General features: G+C 66.8%; 27 protein-coding genes. 14 read left to right on the top strand and 13 right to left on the bottom strand.

From position 1 onward, the window contains the following. Positions 1–81 precede the first annotated feature (81 nt). Positions 82–405: a hypothetical protein gene (locus tag V5F63_RS12505; RefSeq protein WP_209489336.1), complete on the bottom strand. Its 324-nt coding sequence runs from the start codon at positions 403–405 to the stop codon at positions 82–84. A 184-nt stretch (positions 406–589) separates the two neighbouring features. Here V5F63_RS12505 and V5F63_RS12500 point away from each other — a divergent pair, with 184 nt between their 5' ends. Then, positions 590–1,387, top strand: coding sequence for a hypothetical protein (locus tag V5F63_RS12500; RefSeq protein ID WP_394101973.1), 798 nt, complete (start codon positions 590–592; stop codon positions 1,385–1,387). 102 nt (positions 1,388–1,489) lie between these two features. On the opposite strand, the gene V5F63_RS12495 is transcribed toward V5F63_RS12500, so the two are convergent. Continuing rightward, complete coding sequence (locus V5F63_RS12495; RefSeq protein ID WP_209489332.1) at positions 1,490–1,681, bottom strand: hypothetical protein; 192 nt, start codon at positions 1,679–1,681, stop codon at positions 1,490–1,492. Between the two features lie 176 nt (positions 1,682–1,857). On the opposite strand from V5F63_RS12495, the gene V5F63_RS12490 reads away from it, so the two are divergent. Beyond that, complete coding sequence (locus V5F63_RS12490; RefSeq protein WP_209489330.1) at positions 1,858–3,009, top strand: AI-2E family transporter; 1,152 nt, start codon at positions 1,858–1,860, stop codon at positions 3,007–3,009. Between the two features lie 69 nt (positions 3,010–3,078). After that, complete coding sequence (locus V5F63_RS12485) at positions 3,079–4,557, top strand: sensor domain-containing diguanylate cyclase (RefSeq protein ID WP_394101972.1); 1,479 nt, start codon at positions 3,079–3,081, stop codon at positions 4,555–4,557. Positions 4,558–4,571: 14 nt separating this feature from the next. Here V5F63_RS12485 and V5F63_RS12480 read toward each other — a convergent pair whose 3' ends face one another. The 3 genes from V5F63_RS12480 to recO form a co-directional block, all read right to left on the bottom strand. Beyond that, positions 4,572–6,368 (bottom strand): chloride channel protein, encoded by a 1,797-nt coding sequence (locus V5F63_RS12480; protein ID WP_394101971.1) that lies wholly within the window; start codon positions 6,366–6,368, stop codon positions 4,572–4,574. 3 nt (positions 6,369–6,371) lie between these two features. Then, positions 6,372–8,609, bottom strand: a complete 2,238-nt coding sequence (gene parC / locus V5F63_RS12475; RefSeq protein ID WP_209489324.1) for a DNA topoisomerase IV subunit A — start codon at positions 8,607–8,609, stop codon at positions 6,372–6,374. A gap of 521 nt (positions 8,610–9,130) precedes the next feature. Then, positions 9,131–9,862 (bottom strand): DNA repair protein RecO, encoded by a 732-nt coding sequence (recO, locus tag V5F63_RS12470; RefSeq protein ID WP_394101970.1) that lies wholly within the window; start codon positions 9,860–9,862, stop codon positions 9,131–9,133. A 115-nt stretch (positions 9,863–9,977) separates the two neighbouring features. Between recO and V5F63_RS12465 the strand changes: the two genes are divergently transcribed. From V5F63_RS12465 to V5F63_RS12415, 11 genes are all read left to right on the top strand, one after another. Further along, entirely contained in the window at positions 9,978–10,292 is a 315-nt protein-coding gene (locus V5F63_RS12465) for an FtsB family cell division protein (RefSeq protein ID WP_209489317.1), read from the top strand. Positions 10,293–10,447: 155 nt separating this feature from the next. Further along, a complete protein-coding gene (pdhA, locus tag V5F63_RS12460) occupies positions 10,448–11,464 on the top strand; it encodes a pyruvate dehydrogenase (acetyl-transferring) E1 component subunit alpha (protein ID WP_209489315.1) in 1,017 nt (338 codons plus the stop codon). Positions 11,465–11,474: 10 nt separating this feature from the next. Beyond that, positions 11,475–11,831, top strand: coding sequence for a hypothetical protein (locus V5F63_RS12455; protein ID WP_209489313.1), 357 nt, complete (start codon positions 11,475–11,477; stop codon positions 11,829–11,831). A gap of 5 nt (positions 11,832–11,836) precedes the next feature. Next, positions 11,837–13,234 carry a pyruvate dehydrogenase complex E1 component subunit beta gene (locus tag V5F63_RS12450; protein WP_394101969.1) on the top strand — a complete coding sequence of 466 codons (1,398 nt, stop codon included), beginning with the start codon at positions 11,837–11,839 and terminating at the stop codon, positions 13,232–13,234. 12 nt (positions 13,235–13,246) lie between these two features. Further along, a complete protein-coding gene (locus tag V5F63_RS12445; protein ID WP_394101968.1) occupies positions 13,247–14,614 on the top strand; it encodes a pyruvate dehydrogenase complex dihydrolipoamide acetyltransferase in 1,368 nt (455 codons plus the stop codon). Positions 14,615–14,764: 150 nt separating this feature from the next. Then, positions 14,765–15,001, top strand: a complete 237-nt coding sequence (locus tag V5F63_RS12440) for an HP1242/YdcH family protein (protein WP_209489307.1) — start codon at positions 14,765–14,767, stop codon at positions 14,999–15,001. Between the two features lie 180 nt (positions 15,002–15,181). After that, positions 15,182–15,814 carry a nucleoside 2-deoxyribosyltransferase gene (locus V5F63_RS12435; protein WP_394101967.1) on the top strand — a complete coding sequence of 211 codons (633 nt, stop codon included), beginning with the start codon at positions 15,182–15,184 and terminating at the stop codon, positions 15,812–15,814. Next, positions 15,807–17,222: a dihydrolipoyl dehydrogenase gene (lpdA, locus tag V5F63_RS12430; RefSeq protein ID WP_394101966.1), complete on the top strand. Its 1,416-nt coding sequence runs from the start codon at positions 15,807–15,809 to the stop codon at positions 17,220–17,222. Before V5F63_RS12435 ends, lpdA begins: the two co-directional genes overlap by 8 nt. Before the next feature lie 79 nt (positions 17,223–17,301). Beyond that, positions 17,302–17,580, top strand: a complete 279-nt coding sequence (locus tag V5F63_RS12425; RefSeq protein WP_394029182.1) for a GlsB/YeaQ/YmgE family stress response membrane protein — start codon at positions 17,302–17,304, stop codon at positions 17,578–17,580. A 124-nt stretch (positions 17,581–17,704) separates the two neighbouring features. Beyond that, complete coding sequence (lipA, locus tag V5F63_RS12420; protein WP_209489299.1) at positions 17,705–18,658, top strand: lipoyl synthase; 954 nt, start codon at positions 17,705–17,707, stop codon at positions 18,656–18,658. Position 18,659: 1 nt separating this feature from the next. Then, positions 18,660–19,118 (top strand): type II toxin-antitoxin system RatA family toxin, encoded by a 459-nt coding sequence (locus tag V5F63_RS12415; protein ID WP_209489296.1) that lies wholly within the window; start codon positions 18,660–18,662, stop codon positions 19,116–19,118. Here the strand turns inward: V5F63_RS12415 and V5F63_RS12410 are convergent. The 8 genes from V5F63_RS12410 to V5F63_RS12375 form a co-directional block, all read right to left on the bottom strand. Continuing rightward, entirely contained in the window at positions 19,100–19,513 is a 414-nt protein-coding gene (locus V5F63_RS12410) for a rhodanese-like domain-containing protein (protein ID WP_209489294.1), read from the bottom strand. The genes V5F63_RS12415 and V5F63_RS12410 overlap by 19 nt on opposite strands. 154 nt (positions 19,514–19,667) lie before the next feature. Further along, positions 19,668–20,768 carry a branched-chain amino acid ABC transporter substrate-binding protein gene (locus V5F63_RS12405; protein WP_394101965.1) on the bottom strand — a complete coding sequence of 367 codons (1,101 nt, stop codon included), beginning with the start codon at positions 20,766–20,768 and terminating at the stop codon, positions 19,668–19,670. Between the two features lie 240 nt (positions 20,769–21,008). Beyond that, positions 21,009–22,109, bottom strand: coding sequence for a branched-chain amino acid ABC transporter substrate-binding protein (locus V5F63_RS12400; RefSeq protein ID WP_394101964.1), 1,101 nt, complete (start codon positions 22,107–22,109; stop codon positions 21,009–21,011). Between the two features lie 84 nt (positions 22,110–22,193). Beyond that, complete coding sequence (locus tag V5F63_RS12395; protein ID WP_245327555.1) at positions 22,194–22,661, bottom strand: DUF6867 family protein; 468 nt, start codon at positions 22,659–22,661, stop codon at positions 22,194–22,196. Continuing rightward, entirely contained in the window at positions 22,662–23,429 is a 768-nt protein-coding gene (locus tag V5F63_RS12390) for an ABC transporter ATP-binding protein (RefSeq protein WP_209490547.1), read from the bottom strand. 2 nt (positions 23,430–23,431) lie between these two features. Beyond that, a complete protein-coding gene (locus tag V5F63_RS12385; protein WP_209489288.1) occupies positions 23,432–24,367 on the bottom strand; it encodes an ABC transporter ATP-binding protein in 936 nt (311 codons plus the stop codon). After that, on the bottom strand, positions 24,367–25,854 hold the full coding sequence (gene livM / locus V5F63_RS12380) for a high-affinity branched-chain amino acid ABC transporter permease LivM (protein WP_394029178.1): 1,488 nt from the start codon (positions 25,852–25,854) through the stop codon (positions 24,367–24,369). Before livM ends, V5F63_RS12385 begins: the two co-directional genes overlap by 1 nt. After that, on the bottom strand, positions 25,854–26,771 hold the full coding sequence (locus V5F63_RS12375) for a branched-chain amino acid ABC transporter permease (protein ID WP_209489285.1): 918 nt from the start codon (positions 26,769–26,771) through the stop codon (positions 25,854–25,856). Before V5F63_RS12375 ends, livM begins: the two co-directional genes overlap by 1 nt. Positions 26,772–26,947 lie beyond the last annotated feature (176 nt).

Below are 26,947 nucleotides of genomic sequence, written 5' to 3'. Positions count from 1 at the left end.
GTCCGGCGTCAAACCTGCCACGCTCACCCAAACGACAAAGGCCGGGACGAAGTCCGGCCATGATCTGTCATCGCGATGCGTTCAGAAGCTCGGTGTATCGCCGTCCAGCGGGCTCCACTGACCGTTGTTGGTCGGGTCGCCGGGAGGGCCGGAGCCATAGCCGCCGGTGAGGTCGGGCGGAAACACATAGTCTTCGTTGCGATCGTCGCCGATCTTCACATCGGGACGAATGGCCGGGCCGGGACCGGGGTCGAGGTAATTGCCCTGGGGAATGACAGGCAGCTGGATGACGCGCGGCGTAACCACGATGCGCTGCTGCGAGCTCTGAGCCAGTGCCTGGGCACCCGCCATGGCGATGAGCGCAAGCAGCACGCCGCCCGCCAGCCCATCCGTCCTGAAGCCCATCTCTGCCATCGCAGCGCCCCGCATAACCGCCGGATCGCAAATCTCCAGCTGCCGCCTTGAAGCATGTTCGCGGCTGTGTGTGAAGGGGCCTGCGCTGGCCGCTGGCGCGCCCGGTCGGCCATGCCGCCGCATTGGCGCGCACGGCAGGACTCGGCTAGCGTCCCGCCATCTGGGAGTTCCGGTGATGCAGACATTCAGATCCCTCAAGCGGACGGTTCTTGCCGGCGGCCTTGCGCTCGCGGCGATGTTCTCCGCGAGCCTCGTCGCGGCGCTGCCTGCCGCGGCGGTGCCGGCGCGAGTCATTCTCCTGCGGCACGGCGAGAAGGGCGGACCTCTGCAACTCTGCAGCGTCGGCCAGGAGCGGGCACGGGCGCTGGTGGATTATTACCTCGGAAAGAACGCCAAGAAGTCCCTTCTCAAGCCGGGCCAGGTGCCGACGGCCATCCTCGGACTTTCGCTCCACACGCTGGAGACCATCTATCACGTCGCCGATTCGTGGGAGCAGCCGGTCGTCTTCTATTCGGTGATGCCAGAGATGGTGGACGGCAAGCTGATCATCCGCCAGGACAAGCTGGCGGAGCGCAACCGGCAGGCGGTGCGCGATGTGTTCACCAAGCCCGAATGGGCGGGCGGCACGCTCATCATGAACTGGGAACACGACCACATCGCCCGTCCCCGCCTCGACATCGAGCTGACGCCCGCGCAGCGGGCTAAGGTGCAGGAGAAGCATCCGGGCCGGCCTGTGCCCACCAAGGCCACGACGCTCTTCGACCTCATGGATCTTGCCGGCATCAGGATGCCGGACGACTGGCCGGGCGACACCTACGACTATTTCTGGATCATCGATTTCGACCAGCAGTCCGGGCTGCCGTCGGCCTTCACCATGATCAAGCAGGAGTTTGGGCCGCCGTATGAAAACCTGCCCCACAACGATTGGGGCCAGCCGGAGAACATCTCCGCGTCCGCCGGCTGCACCAAGTGACGACCGCAGAGCGCGGCCGCTGGGAAAGAGGCTGTGTGAAGCGCGACAGGCGTGTCGTCTTCGGGCCAGACCGTGGGCCGGCCTGTCGCTTTCCGCCGATCCCTATTTCTTGACCTTCCGGAGCATCATTTCGATGGCCGTGACGGATTCGGATACGTTCAGCCAGTTCTCCGCCTGCTCGTCATTCTTGAATTCGCGCCCGAGATTGATGGGTTCATCGTGCCCGTCCACATGGAGGAAGCACGCCCACTTGCCGCTCGGCAATTGCTCGACCGTGACCTTGTGGTCGGCCATGTTATGTCCTCGCCTTGTCCTTGTTGCTTCAGGGGCGGATGGTCGGACTGCAGCCGGCCCTCGCCCGGACCGCGCAATGCAATAGCCCTGCCATTGCAAGCTGAGCGGATAAGGCGTTCTCTCACCGATGGTGCGCGGCCGTGGAGCCGCAGGGCAGCGGCCAGTTGGACAGGACCATGGAACGACCGCAGGAACGGCATTACGAACGGCGTCAGGATCGCTTGCCAGAAAGGGACGGCAGCGAGACCTTCGGCCCTGTGCTCCAGCTGGCGCTGCGGTTCGGCACGCTGGCGCTCCTGTTCGGCTGGTGCTTCACCATCGTCCAGCCGTTCCTGACCTCCATCCTGTGGGGGCTGATCATCGCCATCGCCTCCCACCCGCTCTTCACGCGCCTGTGCGCGACCCTCAACGGCCGCACGGCGGCCGCCGCCAGCCTGTTCGTGATTCTCGCGCTGGCGTTGCTCGTGCTGCCGGCGATGCTGCTCGCCGATACCCTCGTGAACAGCCTGAAGCTTCTGGCCCATCACATGGCGGACGGGACCCTGCGCCTGCCGCCGCCCCCGGTCGCCGTGCGGGGCTGGTTCCTCGTCGGGGAGCCGCTCTACAGCTTCTGGATGCTGGCCTCGACCAATCTCGACCAGGCCATAAGCTCCATCGCGTCCGAACTCACCTGGGCTGGGAAATGGATGCTCGGGTCGGCGACCGGCGTGCTGCTCGGGATCCTGGAGTTCGTCGTCGCCATCTTCGTGGCGGCGGTGCTGATGGCGAATGCAACCAGCGGTCAGCGGATCGCCGGCGATGTCGTCACGCGCCTAGCGGGTTCCGGCGGGCTCGGCTATTCGGACCTTGCCGTGCGCACCATCCGCAGCGTCAGCAAGGGCATCATCGGCGTCGCGCTGATCCAGGCGCTGCTGGCGGGGCTCGGCTTTCTTGCGGCGGACATTCCAGCCGCCGGCCTCCTGGCGCTGCTGTGTCTCATCATCGCCATCGTCCAGCTGCCGCTGGCCATTGTGCTCGTGCCGGTCGCGATCTACGCCTTCACTTTGCTAGATCCGGTGCCGGCCGTGATCTTCGCCATCTGGTGCACCGGCGTCTCGCTCATCGAGCATGTCCTGCGCCCCATCATGCTGGGGCGTGGTGTGGACGTGCCGATGCTGGTCGTGTTCATCGGCGCCATCGGCGGACTGCTGTCATCGGGCGTGCTGGGCCTTTTCGTGGGGCCGGTAGTGCTGGCGCTGGGCTACACCCTCATCCTGCACTGGCTGGAGGCCGAGCCTGCTCGCCCCGCCGTGGAGCATCGCCGCACCGACCGGCCGGCCGCAGAGTAATTTTCGCATTTTGATCTTTGCTAATAAATCGACGGCCGGGATGGTGTAGATACCTCCGTGGTAAGGCTGATGGACAAGGTTCTCAAACACCTCTCCTCCGGCCGTCTGCTCCGGTTTGTCACGAGTGCGCTCATCCTTGCAATCGTGGGGATGCAGTCCTTTGCTCTGTGGCGCTCCTATCAGGAAACCTGGCGCGACGGCGAGCGCTATACCGCGAACACCATATCGGTGCTCGCGGGAGCGATAGAGCGCGACTTTCTTCTGGTGGAAGCGAGCCTGTCGGGGCTCGCGGAGGCGCTCCGCGAACCAACCCTGATGGCGCTTCCGCCGGCGCTACGTCAACGCGTGTTGTTTCGCCGTGCGGGCGATGCCAACGACTTCGGCGTCATGCTTGTGTTGGACGCCGACGGCAATGTCGTCTTCGACGACGCGGAAGATGACCTGAGCGCGATCAATTTTGCCGATCGGGACTACTTCCGCGTGCAGAAAGACAACCCGCGCGCCGGCGTCTATGTCAGCCGCCCCTTCGTGTCCCGGATCGCGAGCTCCGAGCGGGCCATCGGGATCAGCCAGAGGCTGAACGCGCCTGACGGCTCATTCGCCGGCGTCGTCGTCGCCTCCGTCCGGCTTGTCTACTTCCGGCAGCTGTTCGAGCGGGTGAAGCTGCCGCCCGGCGGCATCATCCGCCTGACACGGACGGACGGCACCGTTGTGCTGCGCTATCCTTCCACCGATGGGCGGGGCAATGTGGGGGACAGCGTTGCGCCCGATCATCCACCGATAACAGCCGCCGACGGCTGGTGGGTGCAAACGTCCCGGCTCGACGGTGAGCGTCGCTACCTGCGGACCGCCTACGTGCAGGGCTTTCCATTGACGGTGACTGTGGGGCTGTCGGCGCGCAGGCAGTTCGCGGGCTGGTACCTGCGCGCGGCCATCACCCTCGCGCTCACCCTCACCGTGTCTTTGCTCCTCGCGCTGACGGTCTCGGCGCTGGCCAGCTCCCTTCGGCGCAGCCGCGAGATGGAGGGCCAGCTGGAGCGCATGGCGATCACCGATTCCCTGACCGGCCTCCCCAACCGTCGGGCGCTCGACCTCACGCTGGATGTGGAGGTGCGGCGCTCTCGTCGGGAGCGGCGCGAGCTTGCCGTGCTGATGATCGACATCGACCACTTCAAGCGGGTCAATGACACCCACGGTCACGCCGTTGGCGACGCCGTGCTCGCCGAGATTGCCCATCGCATTCAGCGCGCCGCGTGCCGTCCGGGAGATTTCGTGTGCCGCTATGGCGGGGAGGAGTTCGTCGTCATCCTTCCCGAAACGCCGTCGCAGGGGGCGGAACTGGTGGCCGAGCGCATCCGGGCGAGCGTCGCGGCCATCGCCGTCGTGACCCATGGTGTCGCCGTCGAGATCACGGTCAGCGTCGGGATCGCCGTCGCGCGGGCTGAGGACCAGCCAGGCGATATGGTCGCGCGGAGCGATACGGCGCTTTACACGGCGAAGCGGGCCGGACGGAACCGGGTCGCCCGGCTTGAGACGTTCGCGGCCTGACGGCGGCGGGCCGATCAATCTTCCGCGCCAAGGCCCCGCCGCGCCCGCTCCAGCTCCGCCGCATAGCGCTTCAGAACATGGGATTCCCCAAGCAGGCCGAGGAGGTGACGGTTGACCGTTTCGTCCACCACGGCGAGGTCTTCCGCCTTGGCGGCGTCGAAGGCGAGGGCGGCTTCCTTCACGTTCATGGCCGGCAGCAGCACATGGTCGCGCTGGGTGGCGAGGTCGGCCACGGATGTATCGCCGGGATTGAGCGATGCGTAGGCCTCCGACAGGCGCAGCAGGCCGCCGTAGCCGCCCGCCGCGGTGACAAGCACCACCATGCGGGTGGAGCCGAGCGCGTAGCGGGCCCGCAGGGCATCGAGGGTCCCCTCCTGCGGGAAGGTGGGGAAATCCGTGCGCATCATCTTCGCGACGGTGAGATCGCGCATCCAGCCGACATCCTGCGCCCCCCGGATGGTCTCGCCGCGCAGGTGCAGGCGCCAGGTGGAGAAGGAGTAGCCGAAGGTTTCCCGCACCGTCAGCGAGGTGACGACGGCCGCCGCCATGACGAAGCCGGAGAGGGAAATGTCCCGCGTCATCTCCAGCACGAGAAAGCTCATGGTGAGCGGCCCGCCGATGACGCCCACGGCCAGCGCGCCCATCCCCACCACCGCCGCCACGGCGGGGTCCAGATGGAAGCCGGGAAATGCGATGGCCAGCAACGCCCCATAGAGTTTGCCCATCAGCGCGCCGAGGAACAGCGAGGCGAAGAACAGGCCGCCCCGGAATCCGGAGCCGATGGACAGCGCTGAGGCGAGAATCTTGAGCCCGAACACGATGGCGACGGAGGCCGTCACCGCGCTTCCCACCTGCTCATGCAGCGCGCCATGGCCGTCGGACAGGACCTGCGGGCTGTAAAGCGCGAGCGCGCCGATCCCGAGACCCGCCACCATGGGCCGCAGGGGCGCGGGAATGCGGCTCATGCCGAACAGGGTCTCCACCGTCGTCACAAGGCGCATGATGATGATGGCGACGGCCGCCGCGGCGAGGCCGAGGAAGAGGATAGGGAGGATGTCCACCGGCCCGAGGTTCGGGTCGAGGGGCATATGCAGCGGCTCGACATGCGCGCCCAGCAGCCGCGCCGTCATCACCGCCGCGATGGTTCCCGCCAGCACGGGGGCAGCGGCCGGGATGGAATAGGAGCCTATGACGATCTCGAAGCCGTAGAAGGCCCCCATCAGCGGCGCATCGAACGCCGCGCCGATGCCCGCCGCCGCGCCCGCGCCCACCAGAATGCGCAGATCGTTGCGCCGCAGCTTGAAGGTCAATCCCAGCCGCGAGGCGATGCCCGAGCCGATCTGCGAATAGCCGGCCTCCAGCCCCAGCGAGGCGCCGAAGCCGTTGGAGACCATCGTCTGGAGTGCGACGATGATGCTGTCGGTGAGCGACATGCGCCCGCCATGCAGCGCATTGGCCTCGATGGGATCGACGAAGGGATGCCGCCGCCAGCGCTTCAGAGCGAGGGCGATCAGCCCCATGGCCGCGCCGCCGATCGCGGGTATGAGGATCAGCCAGGGCGAGGCGAGGGCAGGGGAGGAGGACAGGCGTTCGCCGGGCGCCAGCCAGTAGAGCACCTCATGCATCCACTGGGTGGTGGCGCTCATGATGCTGGCCGCGACTCCGGCCAGCACCCCCATGATCGCCGCGATGATGACGAGCGCGGCTTCCCGTGCCCGCACCGCGGACTGCGCCTGATCGATGAGCCGTCGCAGCGCCGTGCGTTCGGCGGGGGCCGGAGCGCGCCCGGTGTCGGGGGAGGGCGCGTCCATGGTTCAGCCGAACGTATTGCTGCGGGGGAAGCCCTTGGGCGGCAGGCGCCCCGCCGAGGCGCGTTCGCCCTGCCACTCGATGAGATCGGTGACCGTCCAGGTCCGGCCCGAGGTATCCTCCCAGGTCAGGCCGGAGGCCATGGGGAAGACCTTGAGGTCGGAAAGGCCGCCATCCTTGTAGCGTTGCAGACGCACACCCCGTCCGCGCGACATCTCGGGGATCTGGTTCAGCGGGAACACCAGCATCTTGCGGTTCTCGCCGATGACCGCCACCCAGTCGCCATCGACGAAGCGCACAGCCAGCGCCGCGTCCGGCGGGTCGGTCACCAGCACCTGCTTGCCCTTGCGGGTATTGGCGAGGCAATCGTCCTCCGGCACCACGAAGCCGCGCCCCTGCTTCGACGCCACCAGCAGCTTGCGCCCGGCCTGGTAGGCGAAGACGGAGACGATCTCCGCCTCCTGCTCAAGGTCAATCATCAGGCGCACCGGCTCGCCATGGCCGCGCCCGCCGGGGAGCTTGGAGGCATCGAGCGTGTAGAAGCGGCCGTTGGAACAGAACACCATGACCTTGGACGTGGTCTCGGCGAAGAAGGCGTGGCCGTGGCTGTCGTCGCCCTTGAACTGCAGGTTCGAGACATCCGCCACATGCCCCTTCAGCGCGCGGATCCAGCCCTTGGCGGACACGACGACCGTGATGGGCTCGCGCTCCACCAGCGCCTCGGTGAAGGCGTCCTCGTGAACGGTCGGTGCGACCGCGAAGGTGGTGCGGCGGCGGCCGATGGCGGTCTCGGGGCCGTAGGTCTTGCGCGTCTCCCGGATTTCCTTGGAGATCGCCTTCCACTGCGCCGTCTCCGAGGCGACGAGGCGGTTGAGCCCGTCCTGCTCCTTGGAGAGGGCATCGTGCTCCTTGCGGATCTCCATCTCCTCCAGGCGGCGCAGGGAGCGCAGGCGCATGTTGAGGATGGCTTCCGCCTGCACGTCCGTCAGTTCGAAGGTCTGCATCAGCGAGACCTTCGGCTCGTCCTCCTCGCGGATGATGCGGATCACCTCGTCAAGGTTGAGATAGGCGATGAGGTAGCCGCCGAGCACCTCCAGCCGGTGCGCGATCTGGTTCAGCCGATAGCGCGAGCGGCGCAGCAGCACGTCGCGGCGGTGATCCAGCCACTCGCGCAGCGCCTCGGCCAGCGACAGCACCTTGGGGATCTGGCCCTTGACCAGCACGTTCATGTTGAGCGGGATGCGCGCCTCAAGCTCGGTGAGCTTGAACAGGCTCTCCATCAGCACCTCGGCATCCACGGTGCGGGCGCGCGGCTCCAGAACCAGACGGATGTCCTCGGCGCTCTCGTCGCGAACATCGGCGAGCAGCGGCAGCTTCTTGTCGGTAAGCAGTTCGGCGATCTTTTCCACGAGGCGGGATTTGGCAACGCCGTAGGGGATCTCGGTGACGACCACCACATAGCTGCCGCGACCGGTCTCCTCCTTCTCCCAGCGCGCGCGGACGCGGAAGGAGCCGCGCCCGGTGGCATAGGCCTCGGCGACGCCGACCTGATCCTCCACCAGCACGCCGCCGGTGGGGAAATCCGGGCCGGGCACGAACTTCAGCAGGTCGAAGGCGAGGGCGTCCGGATGGTCGATGAGGTGGAGCGCGGCATCCAGCAGCTCAGCCGCATTGTGCGGCGGGATTGACGTCGCCATGCCCACGGCGATGCCCTGCGAGCCGTTCGCCAGCAGGTTCGGGAAGGCGGCGGGCAGCACCGCCGGCTCCTCCTCCGACCCGTCATAGGTCGGGCGGAAGTCCACCGCGTCCTCGTCGATGCCGTCCAGCAGCAGGCGGGCGGTCTCGGTGAGGCGGGCCTCGGTGTATCGCATGGCGGCGGCGTTATCGCCGTCCACATTGCCGAAATTGCCCTGACCATCCACCAGCGGATACCGTTGGGCGAAGTCCTGCGCGAGGCGCACCAGCGCGTCATAGACCGATTGGTCACCGTGCGGATGGAACTTGCCGATCACGTCGCCGACCACGCGGGCGGACTTCTTGAAGCCCTGCCCGGGATCAAGCCGCAACTGCCGCATGGCGTGGAGGATGCGCCGGTGGACAGGTTTCAGTCCGTCGCGCGCATCGGGCAGCGCGCGGTGCATGATAGTCGAGAGGGCATACGCGAGGTAGCGCTCTTCCAGCGCCTCCTTCAGCGTGACTTTCTCGATGTTCCCGTCGCCGGGCGGAAGTGTGCGGGTGGCCATGCCCCGCAGTACCTCGCGCGCGGGCGCGGGACAAGCCCGAGGCGGACACCGCCGCGAACGGGTCCGGACACGGGTCCGGCGAGGTTTCGCCGCAAGGCTGAATGGATCGTCAACTCCGGGGCAATTTGCAGCGTAAAGCCTCAATGAAATACCGGAAACAGCCATAATCTGCGGCAAAGCACACGCTTAAAATTCCATGTCCGGAACAAACTCCCGCCCCTGCGACGTTTCAGCATTGAACTGCGAGCACTTCTCTAGTTCGCGTGGAGAGGAGATGGTCCCATGAAGGTTGCAATGCTTGCGGCGGGGGGAGTGGTTGCGTTGGCGCTTCTTGGCACGGCGCCGTCCGCATCTGCCGGATCACTTGCCGGCGGCGTGGGAAGCTTTGCCGGTACGGCGCACGAGCAGGCCAAGGTGCAAGATGTGCGTTGGGTGCGGCGGTGCTGGCAGGTGCGCCGTTGGTGGAACGGTCGTCCCCACTGGGTGACGCGCTGCCGCAACGTCTGGGTTGCCCCCCGCTACTACCGCAGGTGATCGGTAACCCGTCGCCAGGCAGTAAGGAATGACGCGCGGGTTTCGGAAAATCCGAGCCCGCGCGGCTCAAGCGCGCGAGCCATTAGGAAGTGACCCGTTATGGCCAGCGCCGCTTCCACGTCGTCCGCCGAAGGGCGTGCGCCCGTCAGAAGGAATGCCGGCAGCGGAAAGAGGCGGTCCTGATAGGGGGCGCCCGCAGAGCGGCAGACGGCCCGTCCGCTCCTGGGCGAGACGTAGACGAGATCATCCTGCCGGCCGGTCGCCGCGCAAGTCTCAAGCTCCAGCCCGAAACCCAGCTCGGTCAGCATCGCAAGCTCGAACCGCGCCAGAAGCATGCCCGCAGCCTCCCGCTCGCCCAGCGCATCCAGAATGGCGCCGAGCGTTAGGTAAAGCTCTTCATGGGGGTCGCGCTCGGGCAGCAAATGAAGCAGTTGCGCCATATGGGTGAAGGCGAACGCGGCGTGGGGCGCTTCCATCAGCAAGGCGGCCCGAACGGTGGAGGGCTCCAACGCGTAATTGCCCATGTGCTCGTCGAGGCGGGCCCGCCAGGTGGCGGTCACCGAATTGCCCGGCTGGAGCACCGGCGCCAGGCGCCGCGAGGCGCCGCCGCGCACCATTCCCAGATGGCGCCCGCGATGGCGGGTCAGCAGCTCGACGATGGCGTTGCCCTCGCCATGCCGCCGGACACCCAGCACAATGCCTTCGTCGGTCCACTCCAAGACCTGACCCTCACAGAATCTCCACGCTGCACTTGAGGCCCTCACGTCGTCGGGCGCAACCGGGCGGCGCGCGCGTCTTAACAGGACGGAAACCCAAAAACGCGAGGATGGCCGCATGCAAAGCCGCTCGCGACTCCAGACCATCCTCGCCACGCTTGCCCTGCATGTGGGGGCAGCCGCGCTCATCGGCTACTTCGCGTATCATGCCTATATTGGCGATCACGGCCTGCTCGCGCGCCGCAACTACGAGCAGGAGATGAAGGCGCTCGAATCCGAACTGGCGGGCCTGAAAGCGCAGCGGCAGGCGATGGAGAACAAGGTCTCCCTTCTGGCCCCGAGCCAGCTCGATCCGGACATGCTGGACGAGGAGGCGCGGCGGCAGCTGAACTTCATCAACAACAAGGATCTCGTGCTGCTTCGCACAAAATGAACTGAAATCTAATTCATAGCATGATTGAACCATTAACCGGTTCATTCCTTCAAGCGTAAGTGTTTGCAACGTGTTGCGATGCAGCATCGAAAAATTCGTGCTTTCAGGCGGCTCTGCTGTGCGTTAGAGAGGCGCAGTTCCAGCGCTTCCTGAGGATGCCGATGGCCGCCAAGAAGACTTCCCCCCGGACCGCCGTGCCGTCCGGCCCGGTACCCTTCACCAAGGAACAGGACCTCGAAGCCTACCGCGAGATGCTGCTCATCCGCCGCTTCGAGGAGAAGGCCGGCCAGATGTACGGCATGGGCCTCATCGGCGGCTTCTGCCACCTCTACATCGGCCAGGAGGCCGTGGTGGTTGGCATGCAGATGGCGATGAAGCCGGGCGATCAGGTCATCACCGGCTATCGCGACCACGGCCACATGCTCTCCACCGGCATGGACCCCAAGGGTGTCATGGCCGAGCTGACCGGGCGCCGTGGCGGCCTCTCCAAGGGCAAGGGCGGCTCGATGCACATGTTCAGCATCGAGAAGCAGTTCTTCGGCGGCCATGGCATCGTCGGCGCGCAGGTGTCGCTCGGCACCGGCCTCGCCTTTGCGGACAGGTATCGCGAGAACGGCAACGTCTCGGTCACCTATTTCGGCGACGGAGCGGCCAACCAGGGCCAGGTCTACGAGAGCTTCAACATGGCCGAGCTGTGGAAGCTCCCGGTCGTGTACGTGATCGAGAACAACAAGTACGCCATGGGCACCTCGGTGTCCCGGGCCTCCGCGCAGCAGGATTTCTCCAAGCGCGGCACCTCCTTCAACATCCCCGGCGAGCAGGTGGATGGCATGGACGTGCAGGCGGTGAAGGCGGCCGGCGAGCGGGCACTCGCCTTCGCCCGCGAGGGCAATGGCCCCTACATCCTCGAGATGCAGACCTACCGCTATCGCGGCCACTCCATGTCGGACCCGGCGAAATACCGGTCCAAGGAGGAGGTGCAGAAGATGCGGACGGAGCACGATCCCATCGAGCAGGTCCGCGCCCGTCTCCTCGACGGACACAAGGTGACCGAGGACGATCTCAAGAAGATCGACGCCGAGGTCCGCGAGATCGTCAACGCCGCGGCAGATTTCGCCAGCAACGATCCGGAGCCCGATATCAGCGAGCTCTACACGGACATCCTGCGCTGAGGCCCGGCCCGTGGCCGAACTCTTCCACGTGATCGCCGGGGCGGCCCTGTTTGCCGCCATCGGAGCCTGGGTGGTCGCCGTGCGCGGCGGCCGCTCCGCCCTTGCCGCGGAGCGGGCGGCCGGTCGCCCCGTCGGCGCGGGAAGCTACCTCCTGCTCGCGCTCTGGCCCTTTGCCGTGGGCCGCTCCGGCGCCGCCGAGGATGCGGACCGGGTGCGCTCCGGCAAGGCGGCCATCGCCTTCTTCGTTTCCCTCACCGTCGCCATCGCGGCCTTCTCCGCCTACACCAACCTCACCTTCAAGCGCGACCACGCGGTCCCGGCCGGCGCCACGCCGTCTGTCCCCGCCACCGCGCCGAGCAAGAGCTGACAGCCATGGCCATCGAAATCCTCATGCCGGCCCTGTCTCCCACCATGGAGAAGGGCAATCTCACCAAGTGGGTGAAAAAGGAAGGCGACACGGTCAAGTCGGGCGACGTGCTCGCCGAGATCGAGACCGACAAGGCCACCATGGAGGTGGAGGCCGTCGACGAGGGCATCCTCGGCAAGATTCTTGTGCCGGAAGGCGCGCAGGACGTGGCGGTGAACACGCCCATCGCCACGATCCTGGCCGAGGGCGAGGATGCGAGCGCGACGCCGGCGCCTGCCGCCTCCGCCAAGGCCGCCGAGAGCGCGCCGTCTCCGGCCGCCGCGGCGGCTCCGGTCGCGCCCGTCACACCCGCGCCCTCCGCCGTCGCGTCCCCGCCGCAGGTGAGCGCCCAGCCCGATCCGGAAGTGCCGCCCGGCACCGAATTCGTCACGCAGACGGTCCGCGAGGCCCTGCGTGACGCCATGGCCGAGGAAATGCGCCGCGACGGCGACGTCTTCGTCATGGGCGAGGAAGTGGCCGAGTATCAGGGTGCCTACAAGATCACCCAGGGCCTGCTGCAGGAATTCGGCGCCCGTCGCGTGATCGACACCCCGATCACCGAGCACGGCTTTGCCGGTGTCGGCGTCGGTGCGGCCATGGCGGGACTGAAGCCCATCGTGGAGTTCATGACGTTCAACTTCGCCATGCAGGCGATTGACCATATCATCAACTCCGCCGCCAAGACGCTCTACATGTCGGGCGGTCAGGTGCAGTGCTCCATCGTCTTCCGCGGCCCGAACGGTGCGGCGGCGCGCGTTGCCGCCCAGCACAGCCAGGACTACACGGCCTGGTACAGCCAGATTCCCGGCCTCAAGGTCATCGCGCCTTATTCCGCGGCCGATGCCAAGGGCCTGCTCAAGGCCGCCATCCGCGACCCGAACCCCGTGATTTTCCTTGAGAACGAGATCCTGTACGGCCACTCGTTCGAGGTGCCGAAGCTGGATGATTACGTCCTGCCCATCGGCAAGGCGCGGATCGCGCGGGCGGGCAAGGACGTGACGCTGGTCTCCTTCGCCATCGGCATGACCTATGCCCTCAAGGCGGCTGAGGAACTCGCCAAGCAAGGCATCGACGCCGAGGTCATCGACCTGCGGACCATCCGCCCAATGGACGTGGACGCCATCGTCGCCTCGGTGAAGAAGACCGGCCGCTGCATCACGGTGGAAGAGGGCTGGCCGCAGTCTGGCATCGGTGCCGAGATCGCCGCCCAGTTAATGGACAAGGCGTTTGATTATCTTGACGCGCCGGTTCTGCGCGTGACGGGCAAGGACGTACCGATGCCCTACGCCGCGAACCTCGAGAAGCTTGCCCTGCCGTCGGTCGCCGAGGTGATCGAAGCTGTGCGCGCCGTCACCTATAAGTGAGGAGGGAGACATATGCCCATCGAGATCCTGATGCCGGCCCTGTCTCCCACCATGGAGAAGGGCAACCTCGCCAAGTGGCTCAAGAAGGAAGGCGACAAGGTCAAGTCCGGCGACGTGCTCGCCGAGATCGAGACCGACAAGGCCACCATGGAAGTCGAGTCCATCGACGAGGGTGTGCTCGCCAAGATCCTGGTGCCGGAAGGCTCGCAGGACGTGCCGGTGAACCAGCTCATCGCCATCCTCGCCGGCGAGGGTGAGGACGTGGCGACAGCTGCCGCCGGCAAGGGCGCGGCCGCTCCGGCCCCCGCCGCTGCTCCCGCGCCTGCCGCTGCTGCTCCGGCTGTGAGCCCGGCCCCTGCTGCCGCTCCCGCCCCTGTGGCGGCTGCTCCGGCTCCGGCGTCGAACGGGCAGGGGGGGCGCGTGTTCGCCTCGCCGCTCGCCCGCCGGATCGCCAAGGACAAGGGCATCGACCTCGGCAGCCTCTCGGGCTCCGGTCCGCATGGGCGCATCGTCGCCCGCGACCTCGAAGGCGCCCAGCCCGGCGCGAAGCCGGCGGCGGCCCCCGCTCCGGCGGCAGCCGCAGCTTCGGCCCCCGCCGCTGCGGCTCCTGCGCCCAAGGCCGCGGCCGCTCTCACCGGTCCCACGGCGGACCAGGTGAAGGCCATGTTCGAGGCCGGCACCTATGAGGAAGTCCAGCTCGACGGCATGCGCAAGACGATCGCACGCCGTCTGGTCGAGAGCGAGCAGCTCACCCCGCACTTCTACCTGACGGTGGATTGCGACCTCGACGACCTCATGGCCCTGCGTGAGCAGGTCAATGCCAATGCGTCGAAGGACAAGGACGGCAAGCCCTCCTACCGCGTCTCGGTCAACGACTTCATCATCAAGGCGCTGGCGCTCGCGCTCCAGAAGGTGCCGGCGGCCAATGCCGTGTGGGCCGAGGACCGCATCCTGCGCATGAAGCATTCGGACGTGGGCGTCGCCGTCGCCATCGACGGCGGCCTCTACGCGCCCATCGTCAAGAAGGCCGAGCAGAAGACCCTCTCCACCATCTCCAACGAGATGCGCGACCTCGCCGGCCGCGCTCGCACCAAGAAGCTGAAGCCGGAGGAATACACCGGCGGATCCACCTCCGTGTCGAACCTCGGCATGATGGGGATGCGCAACTTCACCGCCATCATCAATGCACCGCAGTCCTCCATCCTCGCGGTGGGCGCCTCGGAGCAGCGGGCTGTGGTGAAGGGCGGCGAGGTGAAGGTCGTCACCCAGATGACCGTCACCATGACCTGCGACCACCGGGTGATGGACGGCGCGCTCGGCGCCGAACTCCTCAGCGCGTTCAAGGGCTTCATCGAGAAGCCCATGGCGATGCTGGTGTGAGCGCGCGGCGGGTGAACTGAGCCGACGCGGGGCTACCGCCTCCGCCGGCCGGCCGACACGGGCTGCGGCAGATCAAATCCTGCCGCAGCGGAGCAGTGTAGCTGCGGGACAGCGGTGCCCGGCGCCGTTCGACCTGAGAAAGGAACAACAATGAGCCACACGCCCCACGAGCTTGCCGCCGACTTCCCGGAATATGCCGAGAAGATCCAGGCGCTGAAGCAGTCCGACGCGCATTTCGCCAAGCTCCACGAGGCCTATCACGAGGTGAACCGGCAGGTGCACCGGGCCGAGACCGATGTGGAGCCCACCGGCGACGAGGAGATGGAAGCCATGCGCCGCGAGCGCATGCGCCTCAAGGATGAGCTCTACGCCATCCTCACCAAGTGAGGGGCTGAGGGGGGCCTGTCATGGTGTGAGCCCTCTCCCGCTTGCGGTGGAGGGCAGAGAGGGGGAAGGCCTCGATGCCTTCCGGCTGCGGGGCTTCTGCCCGGCCGTCGCCCCCTCCCCAACCCTCTCCCGCAAGCGGGAGAGGGAGCGCTCGTGGGAACGGAAGGACAAGCCCACCCGATGAAGCTCTATCTCGCCGGCCCGGAGGTGTTCCTCGACGATGCGCGCGAGATCGGCCGGCGCAAGGTAGCGCTTTGCGCCCGCCACGGCTTCACCGGACTGTTTCCCCTCGATGGCGAGATCGCTCTCGACGCGGCGGGCGGGGTCTCCGCCGAGATCTTCGCCGCAAATCTCGGCATGATGCGGACCGCCGACGCGGTGCTCGCAAACCTCACGCCGTTCCGCGGCATCAGCGCCGATCCGGGGACCGCCTTCGAGGTCGGTTTCGCGTTCGCTCTCGGCAAGCCGGTGGCCGCCTATTCCAACTATCCCGGCGAGCTGAAGCACCGCGCCCGCGCCACCATCGGTGCCGCGCCGGAGGGGCCAGATAGCCTCATGGCGGACGGCCTCCATGTGGAGGACTTCGGCCATTTCGACAATCTCATGCTGGCCGAGGCGCTCCATGCCTTCCGCCTGCCGGTGATCCAGGCGGCGACGCCGGCCTCCGATCCGTTCCGTGACCTGTCCCTGTTCGAGGAGGCGCTGGCGCGCCTCGCCGAAGCCCACGCCGGCGGCCGCCTCGCGACGCCCCGATCCTCATCACGACCAGAGCCCGCCGCAACAGCGCGCGGCGAGGAGACCTTCCATGGCTGATACCTACGACATCATCGTCATCGGCGGCGGGCCGGGCGGCTACGTGGCCGCCATCCGTGCCGCGCAGCTCGGCTTCAAGACCGCGGTGGTGGAGAAGAGCCACCTCGGCGGCATCTGCCTGAACTGGGGCTGCATCCCCACCAAGGCGCTGCTGCGCTCCGCCGAGATCTACCACTACATGGAGCACGCCAAGGACTACGGCCTCTCCGCCGAGAAGATCGGCTTCGATGCTGCCGCCGTGGTGAAGCGCTCGCGCGGCGTCTCCTCCCAGCTTGCCACCGGCGTCGGCTTCCTCCTCAACAAGAACAAGGTGGACGTGATCTGGGGCAAGGCCACCTTCACCGCTCCCGGCAAGCTGAAGGTCGAGGCCGCCCAGAACCCGCCGAAGAATGCCAAGGGCGGCGGCGACTACACCGCCAAGCACATCATCGTCGCCACCGGCGCCCGCCCGCGCGCGCTGCCCGGCCTTGAGCCCGACAAGAAGCTGATCTGGACCTATTTCGAGGCCATGGTGCCGGAAAAGATGCCCAAGAGCCTGCTGGTGATGGGCTCCGGCGCCATCGGCATCGAGTTCGCCTCCTTCTACCGCACCATGGGCGTGGACGTGACCGTGGTGGAGGTGCTGCCGCAGATCCTGCCCGTCGAGGACGAGGAAATCGCCGCCATCGCCCGCAAGCGCTTCGAGAAGCTGGGCATGAAGATCATGTCCGGCGCCAAGGTGACGGGCGTCACCAAGCACGCCGACAGCATCACCGCCCATGTGGAGGATGCCAAGGGCGCCAAGCACGACATCACCGTGGACCGGATGATCTCGGCCGTGGGCGTGGTGGGCAACGTGGAGGGCCTCGGGCTGGAGGCCATCGGCGTGAAGATCGAGCGCGGCATCATCGTCGCGGACGGCTACGGCCGCACCAGCGTGCCCGGCGTCTATGCCATCGGCGACATCGCCGGCCCGCCCATGCTGGCGCACAAGGCCGAGCATGAGGGCGTGATCTGCGTGGAGACCATCAAGGGCCTCCACACCCACCCCATGGACAAGAACAAGATCCCCGGCTGCACCTACTGCACGCCGCAGATCGCCTCCGTGGGCCTCACCGAGAAGAAGGCGAAGGAGGCCGGCCGCGAGATCAAGGTCGGCCGCTTCCCCTTCATCGGCAACGGCAAGGCCATCGCGCTGGGTGAGCCGGACGGCCTCGTGAAGACCATCTTCGACGCCAAGACCGGCGAACTGCTCGGCGCCCACATGGTGGGTGCGGAAGTGACCGAGCTGATCCAGGGCTTCGTCATCGCCATGAATCTCGAGACCACCGAGGAAGACCTGATCCACGCCGTGTTCCCGCACCCGACCCTGTCCGAGATGATGCACGAGAGCGTCATGGCGGCCTACGGACGCGCGATCCACGTGTGAGGGCGTCTCGCCAAGCTGAGCCAGTCGCGGCATGATCCAGCGGCGCCTGCGCTGCCGCTGGCGTTTCGGAGGGGCCATTATGGACCAGCAGACCTACGCCTTCCTGAGCCAGCCGGGCGTCGGCTTCTTCTCGCTCATCATCATCGGCATCATCGCCGGCTGGGTGGCGGAACGGGTGACGGCGAGCAACCACGGCCTGCTGACGAACCTCCTCGTCGGCGTGGCCGGTGCCTTCATCGGCGACAAGCTGGCGGGCGTGCTGGAGGTGCCGGTGCACGGCTTCTTCCGCACGCTGATCGCCGCCATCATCGGTGCCATCATCCTGCTGTGGGTGTGGCGGGCGATCAGGTCGCGCTGACGGACGGTCCGCGCTGGGGTATGCCGGCCCTGCGGCGCCGTCCCTTCCGGGCGGCGGCGCGGGCCACTATGTTGCAAGGATGCAGGCGCCGTCACGGCGCACTGCCGGGTATGGAAGTTCGCACATGGTCACGGTGATCGACACGCGGGAACGGCCCCGCCATCCGGAGAAGGCCCATCGGCCGGAAACCGAGGTGCTGCGCAAGCCGGACTGGATCCGGGTGAAGGCGCCGGGTTCAGCGGGTTGGTCCAAGACCGCCGGCATCGTGAAGGAGCATGGCCTCGTCACCGTGTGCGAGGAGGCGGGCTGCCCCAATATCGGTGAGTGCTGGGAGAAGAAGCACGCCACCTTCATGATCATGGGCGACACCTGCACCCGCGCCTGCGCCTTCTGCAACGTGCGCACCGGCCTGCCGGACGCCCTCGACCAAGACGAGCCGCAGAAGGTGGCGGATTCCATCGCCAAGCTCGGCCTCTCCCACGCCGTCATCACCTCCGTGGACCGGGACGACCTCGCCGACGGCGGCGCCGAGCATTTCGCCCGCACCATCGCCGCCATCCGCAAGGCGAGCCCGAAGACCACCATAGAGATCCTCACCCCCGACTTCCTGCGCAAGGACGGGGCGCTGGAGGTGGTGGTCGCGGCACGGCCCGATGTGTTCAACCACAATCTGGAGACGGTGCCCTCGCGCTATCTCTCGGTTCGGCCGGGCGCGCGCTATTTCCACTCGCTGCGCCTGCTGCAGAAGGTGAAGGAGCTGGACCCCACCATCTTCACCAAGTCCGGCATCATGGTCGGCCTCGGCGAGGAGCGGCCCGAGGTGCTCCAGCTGATGGACGACCTGCGCTCGGCGGAGGTGGATTTCATCACCATCGGCCAGTATCTCCAGCCCACCCGCAAGCACCACAAGGTGGAGCGCTTCGTGACGCCGGACGAATTCAAGGCGTATGAGACGGTTGCCTACGCCAAGGGCTTCCTCATGGTCTCGGCGAGCCCGCTCACCCGCTCGTCCCACCATGCCGGCGACGATTTCGAGAAGCTGCGGGCCAACCGCGCCGCGCGGCTCGGACGGGCCTGACGTGCCGTCCTTCTCCAACAGCCGGCGCGTCCGTCACTCCGCTCCCCACATGTTCGACCTGGTGGCGGACGTGGAGCGCTATCCCGAATTCGTGCCGCTGTGCCAGGCGCTCCGGGTGAAGCGGCGCACCCAGTCGGACGAGGGTGTGGAAATCCTCGTGGCGGACATGACGGTCGCTTACAAGCTGATCCGAGAGACCTTCACCTCGCGCGTGACGCTGGACCGCCCGCGCCTCGTCATCCATGTAGAATATCTCGACGGCCCCTTCAGCCGCCTCGACAACCGCTGGGAGTTCATCCCCCAGGGCGAGAGCGCGTGCGATGTGAAGTTCTTCATCTCCTACGAGTTCCGCTCGCGCACTTTGGGCATGCTCATGGGCGCCATGTTCGACGCCGCCTTCCGCCGTTTCGCCGATGCCTTTGAGAAGCGGGCGGACGAGGTCTACAGGACGGTCGGGTAAGCGGTCGGCGCTTCCACCGGCGCGTGCGCCTCGCGCCACGCCTTGAAGCCGCCCTCCACATGGGCGACCGGCTTCAGCCCCATGTCCTGCGCCGTCGCGGCCGAGAGCGCAGAGCGCCAGCCGCCGGCGCAGAAGAAGATGAAGGCCCGGTCCTCGCCGAACACCGGCTTGAAATAGGGGCTTTCCGGGTCGATCCAGAACTCCAGCATCCCGCGCGGGCAATGGAAGGCGCCGGGCACGCGGCCCTCGCGCTCCAGTTCGCGCGGGTCGCGCAGATCCACCAGCAGCGCGCCCTCTCCGGCCCGGCGCAGAGCCTCCTGCGGCGTGACCGTCTCGACCTTCTCATTGGCCTCGGCGAGGAGGGCCTTGTAGCCGCGGGTGATGGTCTGGGGCATGGCTTCATCCGGTTGCGATCCCGCACGGCGAGCTCCCCTTCCCCTCGCGGGAGAGGGGGTGGGGGTGAGGGGGCCGTCCAGCGAGCCCCTTCATCCGGCTCGCGGCTGGCGCCGCGAGCCACCTTCTCCCGCGAGGGGAGAAGGGAACAGGCGCCTACAACTCGCTGTAGCCGCCGTTCTTCCACTCATAGACCACGAAGTCGGGCTTGGTGATGTCGCCCTTCTTGTCGAAGGAGAGCGGGCCGAGCACCGTCTGGAAGGTCATGCCGGTGTGGATCTGCGCGGCCACCTTCTTCGGATCGAGGGATTTTGCCGCCTCGGCCGCCTGCTTGATGACCTGCAAAGCGGCATAGGAATAGAGCACATAGCCCTCGGCATCGATGCCCTTGGCGGTCATGGCCGCGACGATGTCCTTGGCCGCCGGGTTCTTGCGTGGGTCGGGACCGAAGGTCATCAGCGTGCCGGTGCCGCCGTCGCCGGCGATAGACCAGAATTCCTTGTCGGCCAGGGCGTCGCCACCCATTAGCAGGGTCTTCATGCCCTGGTCGCGCATCTGGCGCACGATCAGGCCGGCCTCGGGATGCAGGCCGCCGTAATAGATCACATCGACGCCGGCCGCCTTCATCTTGGAGACGAGGGCTGAATAGTCCTTCTCGCCGGGGTTGATGCCCTCATACATCACTTCCTTCACGCCGGCCTTGTTGAGCGCCTTCTGCGTCTCGTCGGCGAGGCCCTTTCCATAGGGCGTCTTGTCGTGGACGATGGCGATCTTGCCGCCCTTGAACTTCTGCGCCAGGAAGTCGCCCGCCACCGGCCCCTGCTGGTCATCGCGGCCGGCGGTGCGGAAGGTGTTCCACAGCTTGCGCTCGGTATAGGTGGGGTTGGTGGAGGCGGGGCTGATCTGCAGCACGCCGGCATCGGCATAGTCCGACGAGGCGGCAATGGAGATGCCGGAATTGACGTGGCCGATGACGAAGGTCGCGCCATCGGTAATGAGCTTGTTGGCCGCCGCCACGCCCTGCTCGGGCTTGCCGCCGTCGTCGGCCACCAGAAGCTCGATCTTCTGGCCGTTGATGCCGCCGGCGGCGTTGATGTCGCTCACCGCCTGCTCGACGCCCATCTTCATCTGCGCGCCGAAGGCGGCGATGGAGCCGGTGAGCGGGCCGGCGGCTCCGATCTTCACGTCGGCGTTGGCTGCCGGCGCAAGGACGAGGCCGGCGCAGACGGCGAGCGCGGCGAAGGAAAGCCTGTTCATCCCGATCCCCTCGAAATGAGTGTGAGAAATCTGGCGCGGAGCCGTTGAGCCGGCCTTTGGCGCGCCGGGCTTGCGTCGCTCGAAAAAGCGCCTGCCCTTGTGTCAGCATGATTGCCAAAGCGGGGTCCGAAGACAAGCGCGTCACGCGAGGCGCGATGCCGAAGTTTGGCTCAAACGAAAAAGCCTGCGCCGTGAGGCGCAGGCTTCGGATGGATCACGCTTCGATTTGAAACGCGGGCCTCACAGCTCGCTGTAGGTGCCGTCCTTCCAGACGTAGACCACGTAGTCGAGCTTGGTGATGTCGCCCTTCTTGTCGAAGGTGAGCGGGCCGAGCACGGTGTCGAACTTCATGCCCGAATGGATCTTCTCGGCCACCTTCTTGGGGTCGAGGGATTTCGCCGCCTCGGCGGCCTGCTTGATGACCTGAACGCCAGCGTAGGAGTAGAGCACGTAGCCCTCGGGATCGATGCCCTTGGCCTTGAACTTGTCCACGATGGCCTTGGCCGCGGGGTTCTTGCGCGGGTCGGGACCGAAGGTGGTCAGGGTGCCGGTGGCGCCGTCGCCGGCGATGGACCAGAACTCCTTGTCGATCATGCCGTCGCCGCCCATCAGCACGGTCTTCATGCCCTGGTCGCGCATCTGGCGCACGATCAGGCCGGCTTCCGGATAGAGACCGCCGAAATAGACGAGGTCGGCGCCCGACGCCTTGATCTTGGAGACGAGGGCCGAATAGTCCTTCTCCTTCGGGTTGATGCCCTCGTAGAGAACTTCCTTCATGCCGCCCTTGTTGAGGGTCTTCTGAGTCTCGTCGGCGAGGCCCTTGCCGTAGGGCGTCTTGTCGTGGACGACGGCGACCTTCTTGCCCTTGAAGTTCTTCAGGATGTAAGCGCCGGCCACCGCGCCCTGCTGGTCGTCGCGACCGCAGGTGCGGAAGGTATTCCACATCTTGCGCTCGGTGAAGGTCGGGTTGGTGGAGGCGGGGCTGATCTGCAGCACGCCGGCCTCTTCATAATCCTGAGAGGTCGGGATGGAGACGCCGGAATTGTAGTGGCCGATCACAAACTTGGCGCCGTCGGTGATGAGCTTGTTGGCCGCCGACTTGCCTTGCTCGGGCTTGCCGCCGTCGTCGCCCACCAGGAACTCGATCTTCTGGCCGAGGATGCCGCCGGAGGCGTTGATATCGGCGATGGCCTGCTCGGTGCCGTTCTTCAGCTGCGCGCCCACGGCGGCGAGATCGCCGGTGATGGGGCCGGCGACGGCGATCTTCACCTGCGCCTGAACCGGCGCCGCAAGGGCGAGGCCGGCGCCGAGCGCCAGCGACGCCATCAAAAGCTTCTTCATGCCTTGTCTCCCCTTCTGCACCCCGCCGCCATCACGACCGGTCGGGGTGAATCCGTTGGCGGCGCATTGTGCCGCAATCGCTGATCAAGTCGATGCCCCATCGACACCCCGCCTGGGGCGCCATGCCATGTGACCCTCGCGCTCGTACATCCAGCCGTATTGCACGGTCATCTGCCGCTGCCGCATGGCCCGGAAGCCAAGCGTCGCGATGGAGGCGAGCAGCACGAACTCCACCAGCAGCGGCTCAAGATCGAACAACGTCGCCTGGAACAGCGCGAAGTGGCAGAAGCGCACGGCGCAGGCGAGGAGGGCGCAATAGGCGACGAGGGCGAGGTAGGGATCCCAGCTCCGCGCCACCGCCTTGCCGGTGAGCCAGGCCGCCCCGCCGCCGAGGAATAGTGTCACCAGCAGGAAATCGCCCAGCGAGGCACCGATCAGCTCCTTGGGCCACACGAACAGCGTCGCCACCAGCACCACCAGCGCGATCGCCGGGCCGATGAGCATGGGCGAGGTGGCGCGGCCGGGATCGCGGGCGGCATGGATCGCGGACATTCAGCGCCCTCCTTCCAGATAGGCGGCGCGCACCTCCGGCCGGGCCAGCAGCTCCGCGCCGGTGCCGGACATGGTGACGAGGCCGTTGACCATCACATAGCCCCGGTGGGCAAGCTTCAGCGCGTGGAAGGCGTTCTGTTCCACCAGGAACACCGTGAGCCCCTCCGTGCGGTTGAGCATGCGGATGGCGTCGAAAATCTGCCGCACCACCAGCGGCGCGAGGCCGAGGGAGGGCTCGTCCAGCAATAGCAGGCGCGGACGGCTCATGAGCGCGCGGGCGATGGCCAGCATCTGCTGCTCGCCGCCGGAGAGCGTGCCGCCGCGCTGGTCGATGCGCTCCTTGAGGCGCGGGAACAGCGTGAACATGCGCTCCAGATCCTCGGCGAAATGGGCGTTGCCGTCGATGGCGGCGCCCATCTGGAGGTTCTCGTAGACCGTCATGCGCGGGAAGATGCGCCGGCCCTCCGGAGACTGCGCGATCCTGAGGCGCATGATCTCGTGGGTCGGCAGGGCGGTAATGTCCCGCCCGGCATAGACGATGCGGCCGTCGCGGGCACGAGGGGTACCGCAGATGGTCATCATCAAGGTGGACTTGCCGGCCCCGTTGGCGCCGATCAGGGTGACGATCTCGCCCTCATTCACCTCGATGTCCACGCCTTTGAGCGCGATGATGTTGCCGTAATAGGCTGTGACGCCCGATACGGAGAGCAGCGGCGCCTTGCGCGCGGCGGGCGCGGGAGCGGCGGCGGTCTGAGTATCCGGCTGCATGCTCATGCCCCGGCCTCCACAACCGCGACGGCCTCTTCCTCGTCCTCGACACCGAGATAGGAGGCGATGACGCGCGGGTCGTTGCGCACCTCGTCCGGCGTGCCGTCGGCGATCTTGGAGCCGTATTCCAGAACGACCACGTGGTCCGAGATTTCCATCACCACCGACATGTCGTGCTCGATGAGCAGGATGGACGCCTGATGCTCGCGCCGGATGGAGAGCAGCAGCTCGTTCAGCGCCGCCGATTCGCGCGGGTTGAGGCCGGCGGCGGGCTCGTCGAGGCAGAGCAGCACCGGGTCCGTGCACATGGCGCGGGCGATCTCGAGCCGGCGCTGGTCGCCATAGGGCAAATCGCCGGCCGGGTCGTCGGCGCGGTCGATCAGGCCGATCTTGTGCAGCCAGTAGAGCGCGCGGTCCACGGCGCCCTTCTGCTTCCGCTGCCAGGACGGCAGGTTCAAAATGGCGGCCGGATTGAGCAGGCCCGAGGTGGTCAGCGACATGTGCTGGGCCACCAGCAGGTTTTCAAGGATCGTCATGCCCGAGAACAGGCGGATGTTCTGGAAGGTCCGCGCCACATGGGCCCAGGAGGCGACCTTGTGGTCGGGCAGGCGCTCCAGCAGGTAGAGCGCGCCGGCCTCCGACTTGCCCCACGCGAGGCCTGAGGCGGTGACGCCATCCACTTCCGCGTCCGTCGCCGGGCCGCCGTGGAACAGAGCAAGGCGGCCGGTGCTGGGCTTGTAGAAGCCGGTGATGCAGTTGAAGGCCGTGGTCTTGCCGGCGCCGTTGGGGCCGATCACCGCCGTCACCTCGCCCCGCCCGGCGGCGAAGGACACGTCGTTGACGGCGATGAGGCCGCCGAAGCGCATCGACAGGTGATCGACCTTCAGGATCGGGTTCAGATCCCACGGCCGGGCCGGGGAGAGGGGCGCGCCCGCCATCAGCCGTGCCCTTCCTTCACCAGCGACCCCGACACTGCCTTTCGCTCCTTCAGGAAGATGGTCGGCATGCGGCTGGAGACGAGACCGCGCGGACGCCACACCATCACGGCCACCATGGCGAAGCCGAAGATGAGCATCCGATAGAGCGAGGGGTCGAAGTCCGGGCCGAACAGAAAGTCGGCCTTGAGGAAGGAGAGGTTGCGCAGCAGCTCCATGCCGCCGATGAGCAGGATCGCGGCGCCGGCGACGCCCATCTGCGAGCCCATGCCGCCGAGCACGACGATGGCGAGGATCACCGCCGATTCCATGAAGGTGAAGCTCTCGGGCGAAACGAAGCGGATGCGCACCGCGAAAAAGGCACCGGCGAAGCCGCCGAACATGGCGCCGGTGGCGAAGGCGGTGAGCTTGGTGAGCGTCGTGTTGATGCCGAGCGAGCGGCAGGCGATTTCATCCTCGCGCAGCGCCTCCCAGGCGCGCCCCACCGGCATCTTCCGAAGGCGAATGGTGACGATGGCGGTGAGCGCCGCGAGGCCGAGGATGACGAAATAGAGGAAGAACATGCGGTGCATGGAGTTGAACTCCAGCCCGAAAATGCTCGCGAACCCGGTGTCGGAGGAATCGAACGGCACGCCGAAGAAAGTGATGGGCGGAATGGAGGAGATGCCCGCGCCGCCATTGGTCAGCGACACCCAGTTGATGAGCACGAGCCGGATGATCTCGCCGAAGGCCAGGGTGACGATGGCGAGATAGTCACCGCGCAGCCGCAGCACCGGGAAGCCGAGGATGACGCCCCACATGGCGGCGAGGATGCCGGAGAGGGGCAGGCAGATCCAGAAGGCCCAGGCCGTCCAGAAGTCGTCGCCCAGCGTGCCGGCGAGGAAGTCGTTGATGGGCACGCTGGTGGAGAGGAGGGCGAAGGTGTAGGCGCCGACCGCATAGAAGGCGACGTAGCCGAGATCGAGCAGGCCGGCGAGGCCCACCACGATGTTGAGGCCCCAGCCCAGCATCACATAGGTGAGCACGTAGATGCCGAGATCCACCCAGTAGCGGCTCGGGCTCAGCCCCCCGGCGAGCAGGATGGACAGGAACGGATAGGCGAGTGCGAAGCTGAAGAACACCGGCTTGATCGCCGGGGCGGCCAGCGCGCCAAGGCGGGCCATGGCGCCGGGCGTGGTCGAGATTCGGCGCGGCGGCCGGTTCGGGTTCCACACCGTGACCATGAGCAGGAAGCGCCCCACCATCACGATGCCGGCGAAGATGGCGACGAGGCCGAAGCGATAGGTGAGCACCAGTGAGCCGGTGTTCGATTCGCTGGCGCGGAAACCCACCAGCGGCAGGAAGAGCAGGGCCGTCAGCAGGCCGCTGACGAGGGCGTCCCTGAGCGCGCCCGCCACCGCCGAAGGGCGGTCCTTCGCCGGCGGCGAAGGGAGGGGAGGGGCCGCGTTGGAGGGGGCGTCGGCGAGGTCCGCGGCCGGCACGGGCGCCATCACACCTTCTCCACTTCCGGCCGGCCGAGCAGGCCCTGCGGCAGGAAGATGAGCGTCACGACAAGGATGGAAAAGGCGGCCACATCCTTGTACTCAATGGAGAAATAGGCCGACCAGAAGGTCTCGATGAGGCCGATGAGGATGCCCCCGAGCACAGCCCCCGGCAGCGAACCAATGCCGCCCAGCACGGCGGCGGTGAAGGCCTTTACGCCGGGCACGAAGCCGTCGGCGAAGTTCACCACGCCATAATACATCAGGTACATGACGCCCGCGACGGCCGCGAGCGCGGCGCCGATGACGAAGGTGAGGGCGATGGTCTGGTCCACGTTCACGCCCAGCAGCGCCGCCATCTTCCGGTCCTGCTCGCAGGCGCGCTGGGCGCGGCCGAGGGAGGTCTTCTGGACGAGATACCAGAACCCCATGAGCAGCACCGCCGTCACCACCATGATGATGATCTGCTTGTAGGCGAGGGTGACCTGATAGCCATTGGTGTCCATCACCACGATCACGTCCGTGACCATGGGCGGCAGCGGCTTGTTGCGCGGGCCCTGCGCCACCTGCACGAAATTGGAGAGCAGGATGGACATGCCGATGGCGGAAATCATCGGCGCAAGGCGGAAGGAGCCCCGCAGCGGCCGGTAGGCCACCCGCTCGATGGTCCAGCTGACGAGCCCGGTGAAGAGCATGGCGATCACGAGGGTGATGGCGAGGATGAGGAAGATCGAGCTCATCCCGATGACCGTGGTCAGCAGCAGCACGCAAATGAGCGCGATGAAGGCGCTGACCATGAACACGTCGCCGTGGGCGAAGTTCACCATTCCGATGATGCCGAAGACCATCGTGTAGCCGATGGCGATCAGTCCGTAGATCGACCCGAGGGTCAATCCGTTGATGAGCTGCTGGAGGAAGATATCCATCCGCCGCTTAAACCCCTCTGTTCGGACGCCTCTTATCTCATCGTGCCCGATGATTGTGCGCTGCCGTATCTGAGAGTCATAACCCGGCCCATCAGCTGACACAATTGCGTCGCCAATGCCGTCAACGAGAGCTTTCGGCCAAGTTTCCAGAACGCTTCCGAGGAGGCTCCTGACTT

The sequence above is a fragment of the Xanthobacter wiegelii genome, assembly GCF_043193855.2.
GTDB classification, from domain to species: Bacteria; Pseudomonadota; Alphaproteobacteria; order Rhizobiales; family Xanthobacteraceae; genus Xanthobacter; species Xanthobacter flavus_A.
The sequence above is the reverse complement of the archived record's forward strand: the minus strand, read 5'-3'. Positions and strand labels throughout refer to the sequence as shown.